Genomic DNA, 4176 nt, shown 5'->3' on the forward strand with positions numbered 1-4176 from the left:
GGGGCGGCTGGCGGTCTGCGACCCCTCGTACCTGCCCGTCGGCGCGGAGGGCGACCCACTGGTGATCGAGGTTCCGCCCGGTGTCCACCCGGTGCAGGAGACCGGCGCCAGTTACGAGGACGAGATGTTCGGCGATCGCTTCACCGCCCGCGACACCTACGCCGTGCGCGTGCTGGTGAGCGAGAAGCCGACCGCCCGCTGGACGATGGCGGTCCCGCCGGGAGAGGACCCGAGGCTGCTGCGCGACGGCCAGTACTTCGGCTTCGGCGTCGACTCCGCCACCGGCTGCTTCGTCGAGTCCGCGGCCCGAACCGACCTGGGCCGCCGCTTCATGGACGCCCTCACCTCCGGCGGTGGCGACGACCTCCACGAACTCGACGGCGGCTACGGCAAGGTGACCGAGGAGGCCGGCGGGGCCGAGCTGGTCACCTTCGTGCTGGGCGGAGACGGCGTCTACCCGGTCTGGGTGGGACACGACGACGCGGGTGAGGTCACGGCGGTCGTCGTGGCGGACGTCTTCGAAGTCGGCTCTCTGGAACCGTCGACCGGATGACGGCCCTCCGGCGGGCGTGAGGCCCGCGCCCTCCGGCGGGCGTGACGCCCACGCGCCACCGGCCGTCACCCGGCGGGCGGTCGGGTCGTTGATCCGGACGCGCTGCCCAGCGGGAGCAGCGGACGTCGGAAACGGCCTGGAGGAGTCTGCGGTGTCCACCGTCACCAATCCGTTCACGGGTGCCTACACGCCGGTGGGCGAGGAAGTCACCGCGTTCGACCTGCCGGTCACGGGCACGATCCCGGCCGAGCTCAACGGCCGGTACCTGCGCAACGGGCCCAACGGGATGCGGGCGGAGGACCCCAGGCCGAGGCACCTGTTCGGCGGGTACGCCATGGTGCACGGGGTGCGGCTGCTCGACGGGCGGGCCCGGTGGTACCGCAACCGGCTGGTGCGCAGCGCCGCCGTGGCCGAGGCCCTGGGGGAGCGGCCGCGCCCCGGCGCCGCTCCGCGGATCACCGACGTCGCGCCCAACACCCACGTCATCGGGCACGCCGACCGCACCTTCGCGCTGGTCGAGGGCGGCTTCCGCCCGTACGAACTCTCCTACGAGATCGAGACGGTGGGCGCCAGCGACTTCTGCGGCACGCTGCCCGACGGGTTCGCCGCCCACCCGAAGCTCGACCCGGTCACCGGCGAGCTGCACGCGATCACCTGGCAGCGGGACAGCGAGAACCTGCGGCACCTGGTGCTCTCCCCGCAGGGAGGCGTCGTCCGGGCCGTGGACGTCCCGGTCGCGCACCGGCCGGTGGTGCACGACATGGCGCTGACCCGGAACTTCGCCGTCGTCCTCGACCTCGCGGCGCGCGTCAGCACGGCCGACAACCGGGCGCGCAAGACGTACCCGGCGGTCTGGGACGAGACCGGCGGCGCGCGGATCGGGCTGCTGCCCCGCGACGGCACCGAGGTCGCCTGGTTCGAGGTCGAGCCCTGCTTCGTCTTCCACACGCTCAACGCCCACGAGGACGGCCACCGGGTCGTCATCGACGTGGTCCGCTACCCGCGGATGTTCGCCGGCGGCGCGCTGGACGGGCAGAGCAGCCCCACCCTGGACCGCTGGACCGTCGACACCGTCTCCGGCAGGGTCGCCGAGACCCGCCTGGACGACCGGCCGCAGGAGTTCCCGGCGGTCAGCCCGGCGGTGGTCGGCGGCGCCCACCGCTACGGGTACTCCACCGTGGCCGGCGACCTGCTGCGCCACTTCGCGGCGGCCGGGGCCCTGGAAGCCCTGACCCCGGAGGCCGCCGGGGACGCCCTGATCAAGCACGACCTGAGCCGGCGGTCCAGCACCGTGCGGCGGTTCGGCGCCGGCCGCTACACCGGCGAGGCCTCCTTCGTCCCGCGGCAGGGCGCCCGCGGCGAGGACGACGGCTACCTGCTGGCCTACGTCCACGACCCCGAGCGGGGCGCGAGCGACCTGGTCGTCCTCTCCGCCGAGGACTTCACCGGCGACCCGCTCGCCACCGTCCACCTGCCGGTGCGGGTGCCGGCCGGCTTCCACGGCAGCTGGATCCCCGACCCCGCCCGGGAGGACTCCGCATGAGCACCCCGCCCATCACATCCTCGGACAGCCGGCCCTCGGACACGCCGGCCGGGGCCGTCGCCCGGCTGCGCGCGACCTTCCGCACCGGCCGCACCCGGCCGCTCGCCTGGCGCACCGAGCAGCTGACCGGGCTGCGCGCCCTGCTGATCGGGCACCGCGAGGAGATCGCCGCCGCCCTCCACGCCGATCTGCGCAAGCCGCGCGCCGAGGCCGACCTCGCCGAAGTCGACTTCACCGTACGGGAGATCGACCACACCCTGCGGAACCTGGAGCACTGGCTGCACCCCGAGCCGGTGCCCGCCGCCGCGCTCACCCGGCTGCCGCCGGGGACGAGCGCCCACACCCGCCACGACCCGCTCGGGACCGTCCTGGTCATCGCGCCCTGGAACTACCCGGTGCAGCTGCTGCTGGTGCCGGTGGCGGGTGCGATCGCCGCGGGCAACACGGTGCTGGCCAAGCCGAGCGAGCTGGCGCCGGCCTGCTCGGCCCTGCTGGCGCGGCTGCTGCCGCAGTACGTGGACCCGGCGGCGATCGCCGTGCTGGAGGGCGGCGGGGAGACGGCCACCGCCCTGCTGGCCGAGCGCTTCGACCACATCCTCTACACCGGCAACGCCGGCTTCGGCCGGGCGGTGCTGCGGGCCGCCGCCGAGCACCTGACCCCGGTCACCCTCGAACTGGGCGGCAAGTCACCGGTGTTCGTCGACCGGGGCGTCGACCTCGGGGTGGTCGCGGCCCGACTGGCCCGCGCCAAGTTCGCCAACGCCGGGCAGACCTGCGTCGCCCCCGACTACCTGCTGGCCGACCCGGCCACGGCCCGGGCGCTGGAAGGCGCCCTGGGGCGGGCGGTCACCGAGCTGTACGGCCCCGACCCGGCGCGGTCGCGGGCGTACGGACGCCTCGTCGACGAGCGGCACTTCGACCGGGTCGTCGCCCTCCTCGACTCGGGGCGCACGGTCTTCGGCGGCCGGCACGACCGCGCGGACCGCTACATCGCGCCCACCCTGCTCGCCGAGGTGCGGCCGGACGCCCCGGTCATGCGGGAGGAGATCTTCGGCCCCGTCCTGCCCGTCGTCGAGGTCACCGGCCTGGACGAGGCGATCGCCTTCATCAACGAGCGGGACCGCCCCCTCGCGCTCTACGCCTTCACCGAGGACGGGCACGCCCGTCGGCGCCTGGCGGAGGAGACCAGCTCGGGCGGCCTGAACTTCGGCCTCCCGGTGGCTCACCTGGGCATCCCGGAACTCCCGTTCGGCGGAGTGGGGGAGAGCGGCTCCGGCCGGTACCACGGCCGCTGGTCGATCGACACCTTCAGCCACCGCCGGGCCTGCCTGGACGTGCCGCTGGACTGAGCGGCGCGAACCTCCGTGGTCACGGCGTCAGTCCTCCCAGCACATCGCGGTGATCGCGGTGGTGAGGGCGAGCCAGCCGGCGATCGAGACGGTGAGGGTGAAGGCGAAGGACCACTGGAGCGCGATCAGGAGGACGCTGCCGGCGAAGGCGAAGACGGAGAGGAACAGACAGGCGATGGCGGGGAGGACCCAGCTGTCCCGGCTGCGACGGAGCAGGGCGTGGACGGCGAGCAGGGTTCCCGCGCCGACCAGCAGGGCCAGTTCGAGGAAGGTGAGCCAGGGGACCTCGGTGACCGGGGAGCGGTGGCCCTGGTGGGAGATCTCCACGACGTGGCCGTTCCACAGGGTGAGGTCCACGTTGTCGCCGCTCCGGACGCTGCCGTAGAGGCCGTCGGAGACGGCGTAGGTGTCGGTGGGCGCGGCCTCGCGGGAGACGGTCACCTCGTAGTGGGGGGAATCCTCGTTCGAGCCGGCCCTCCTGTCCGTCACCCGGCCGGTCTCGTGGGTGGTGCAGTCCGTGGCGGGCTCGGAGGCGGAGGCGGGCGCGGTGCAGGCCGGGGCGCCGCGGTAGGCGGTCGCCGCGTCGAAGGCGTCGACGAACCAGGAGAAGCCGAGGGCGACGGCGGCCAGACCGGTCAGGACGAGCAGGACCCGGGCCACGACCCGGGCGGCGGGGCGGCGCTTCCGAGGACGGGAGGGGCCGTGGGGGCGGGGTGGTGGCGTTCGTACGG

4 protein-coding genes are annotated in these 4176 nt (G+C 74.5%); 3 read left to right on the plus strand and 1 reads right to left on the minus strand.

Annotated features, from left to right (window positions below; genetic code table 11):
• From ACIQOV_RS30380 to ACIQOV_RS30390, 3 genes are all read left to right on the plus strand, one after another.
• Window positions 1-553: DUF4241 domain-containing protein (locus ACIQOV_RS30380; RefSeq protein WP_401053809.1), on the plus strand; the 553-nt coding region annotated here is incomplete at its 5' end.
• Window positions 554-704: 151 nt separating this feature from the next.
• Window positions 705-2096 (plus strand): carotenoid oxygenase family protein, encoded by a 1392-nt coding sequence (locus ACIQOV_RS30385; RefSeq protein WP_401053810.1) that lies wholly within the window; start codon window positions 705-707, stop codon window positions 2094-2096.
• Window positions 2093-3445 (plus strand): aldehyde dehydrogenase family protein, encoded by a 1353-nt coding sequence (locus ACIQOV_RS30390; RefSeq protein WP_401053811.1) that lies wholly within the window; start codon window positions 2093-2095, stop codon window positions 3443-3445. Before ACIQOV_RS30385 ends, ACIQOV_RS30390 begins: the two co-directional genes overlap by 4 nt.
• Before the next feature lie 27 nt (window positions 3446-3472).
• Here ACIQOV_RS30390 and ACIQOV_RS30395 read toward each other — a convergent pair.
• On the minus strand, window positions 3473-4176 hold a 704-nt coding region (locus ACIQOV_RS30395; RefSeq protein ID WP_401053812.1), incomplete at its 5' end, for a hypothetical protein.

Source organism: Kitasatospora sp. NPDC091257, assembly GCF_044757675.1.
Lineage (GTDB): Bacteria > Actinomycetota > Actinomycetes > Streptomycetales > Streptomycetaceae > Kitasatospora > Kitasatospora lactacystinica.